The organism is Stenotrophomonas sp. 05L44_2, from assembly GCF_056665995.1.
Genome location: NZ_JBFTNR010000798.1, coordinates 1 through 1,764, shown reverse-complemented (window position 1 = coordinate 1,764; position 1,764 = coordinate 1). Strand labels below are relative to the sequence as shown.

At 67.3% G+C, this 1,764-nt stretch carries 3 protein-coding genes; 2 read left to right on the top strand and 1 reads right to left on the bottom strand.

All coding sequences use genetic code 11. The features are described 5' to 3' along the window. Both AC1VAN_RS20770 and AC1VAN_RS20765 read left to right on the top strand, forming a co-directional pair. On the top strand, positions 1 to 321 hold a 321-nt coding region (locus AC1VAN_RS20770), incomplete at its 5' end, for a Dyp-type peroxidase (RefSeq protein WP_480986627.1). A gap of 161 nt (positions 322 to 482) precedes the next feature. Further along, a complete protein-coding gene (locus tag AC1VAN_RS20765) occupies positions 483 to 899 on the top strand; it encodes a TonB C-terminal domain-containing protein (protein ID WP_088100877.1) in 417 nt (138 codons plus the stop codon). A gap of 108 nt (positions 900 to 1,007) precedes the next feature. Here the strand turns inward: AC1VAN_RS20765 and pnuC are convergent, their stop codons facing one another. Beyond that, entirely contained in the window at positions 1,008 to 1,592 is a 585-nt protein-coding gene (gene pnuC / locus AC1VAN_RS20760; RefSeq protein WP_480986626.1) for a nicotinamide riboside transporter PnuC, read from the bottom strand. Positions 1,593 to 1,764: the final 172 nt, after the last annotated feature.

Genomic DNA, 1,764 nt, shown 5'->3' with positions numbered 1-1,764 from the left:
AAGCACGACAACATCGAGCTGGACGACGCGCCGGCCGACGCGCAGAAGTCGCACAAGACGCTGTGCACCATCGAGGATGCCGACGGCGAGCACGAGATCCTGCGCGACAACATGCCCTTCGCCAATCCGGGGCGCGGCGAGTACGGCACCTACTTCATCGGCTACACGCGTCGGCTGTGGGTGATCGAGAAGATGCTGGAGCGGATGTTCATCGGCAATCCCGCGCCGCTGCATGACCGCATCCTCGATTTCTCCACCGCGACCACCGGCGTCACCTTCTTTGCGCCCTCGCGCAAGGTGCTGGCCGACCTGGGCGACTGATCACGCCGGGTGGGGGCAGCCAGGTAGATCCACGCCATGCGTGGATGGATCAACCGGTTGCCCGGAACAGCCACGCATGGCGTGGCTCTACTGCGCCGCCATCTGCCTGTCATCTACGGCGCCGACCATGACGCGTTGGGATGGACGTGGAGACGTGGGTGATGGCTTCTGCAGGCAACAAGCGCACCTCGCGCCGTGGCTGGCGCCCGTTGGCATGGTTGCTGGGCCTGTTGGCGCTGGGGAGCGCCAGCGTGTCCGCACAGGACGCGCCTGCGCATTGGATGGCCTATGCCGCCTCCGTCAGCGGCGAGTTGCAGCAGCGTCTGCAGCAGGAGCAGGATCCGCACGCGCAGCGCCTGCTGGCCTGGCTGCAGGAGCATCCCGATGCGCCGGCGCCGTTGGTGGTGAGCGTGTGGATCGCCGGCGATGGCGCCATCTCGAAACTGGAATTCGACAGCCTGGGTGATGCACGGGTCGATGCCGATCTGCGTGCGGCGCTGCAGGCCACGCCGTTGCCGGCGGCGCCGCCGAAGGACATGCGACAGCCACTGCGATTGGGGCTGACCCTTACCCAGTAGATCCACGCCATGCGTGGATGCCGGGCATCGGTAGACGCCAACCTTGGTTGGCGCTCACCTGCCGACCAAGGTCGGCATCTACCAAACGCAGCCACGCATGGCGTGGCTCTACTGCGCAGGTACTGCCTGCGGCTCGCGCGCGGCGGCGCGCCACGCCCGCAGCCCGAACAATGCCAGGCCCAGGAAGAACACGTACAACGCAGCAGTCACGTGCAGCGATTTGAACAGATAGGCGCCCACGTAGACCACGTCCACCRCGATCCACACCCACCAGCAGGCCGTGTGCCGGCGTGCCTGCCACCATTGCCCGACCAGGCTCAGTGCGGTCAGCATCGCGTCCAGCCACGGCAACGCTGCATCGGTGAAGGTGTGCATGCCGGCGCCAAGCGCCACGCCGCCACACAGGCCGATGGCCAGGTCGCGCAGCAGCTTGCCGCGCGCCAGCGGCACGATGCGGATGCTGCCTTCATCGGCGGCGTGCTGGCGCCAGTTGATCCAGCCGTAGACCAGGAAGCCACCAAAGGCAACCTGCAGCAGCGTGTCCGAGTACAGCTTGGCTTCGGCGAACACCACGCCGTACAGCGCGACCGACAGCAGGCCGACCGGCCACGCGGCCAGCCGTCGCTTTGCCATCAGCCACACCCCGAGGATGCTGAAGAGCGCGGCAGTCCACTCGAGCGCGACGCCGCTCACAGCGCGAACGTCACCGACAGGCGCGCCTGTCGCGGCGCACCCGGGAACAGGTAGTAGTCACCGCCGCTGCTGCCGGTGTCGCGCCAGTAGAAGCGGTTGAACAGGTTGTCCACCGACAGGTTCCAGCTGACCGCACGGTCGTGCAGGCGGTGCTGGAAGCGCAGGCCGGCGT